This is a genomic window from Escherichia sp. KCJ4928, assembly GCF_004352695.1.
Taxonomy (GTDB): Bacteria; Pseudomonadota; Gammaproteobacteria; order Enterobacterales; family Enterobacteriaceae; genus ECMA0423.
The window spans coordinates 1-727 of record NZ_SJWV01000508.1 but is presented as its reverse complement, the minus strand read 5'-3'; the positions used below and the strand labels follow the sequence as shown (position 1 = coordinate 727).

Below are 727 nucleotides of genomic sequence, written 5' to 3'. Positions count from 1 at the left end.
GATTATAATAGCAAAAATAAATATTATCATCTTTGATAGATTACTTGAGATAGCCAGCATCTTGTAAAGCCTTTATCGTTTTTTTATGCTCTGGATTAATATAATCACTACATCTATCTGAGCAATCTGTTGTTGATGGACATGTCAACCCATGGTCATTTACAGCCAAGTCTTTTTTATTATCTTCAATCATTTCAGAATGGGATAGCTTTACTTTTCTGCCGTACATACCGAACAGATTTAACCCGTAATCTCTAATCTCTTTTTCATAACCCAGCCCTTTCGCCGATCGGCTAACACCAGCGTCATTTAATTTAGACACTCGACAAAATGCCATACAATGGAAAAATTGATCAGTCCCACCTAAATTTAATCTCTTCATATCTTCATAAGTATCAGATAATATATCCCATGCTCTTTGATGGTTTAGTTGATCTTTTCTTCTTATTAGCGCTACATCTGCGGGACTTAACCCTAATGGATCAATACCATTCACCGGATTCAGCGGGTACGCATACAGACTCCATCCCCCCCTCCAGCCCTATCGGGTCCTGAGTGATATACCGCCCCTGCAACGGATCGTAGTACCGGTTCCGGTTGTAGTACAGCCCCGACTCCTTATCATACTGCTGCCCCGGCAGCCGGTACGGCTGGTGCAGGTGATGCGGGTTCTCCTCATTAAGCTGGTTGCCCCATTCATCATATTCCGCGCTCCACGCCGTATTGC

The 727-nt window shown here is 42.8% G+C and carries 1 pseudogene; it reads right to left on the bottom strand.

Annotated features, from left to right (window positions below):
• Window positions 1–40 precede the first annotated feature (40 nt).
• Window positions 41–727 (bottom strand): annotated as a pseudogene (locus E0D98_RS25190) (RHS repeat-associated core domain-containing protein); the annotation flags it as partial.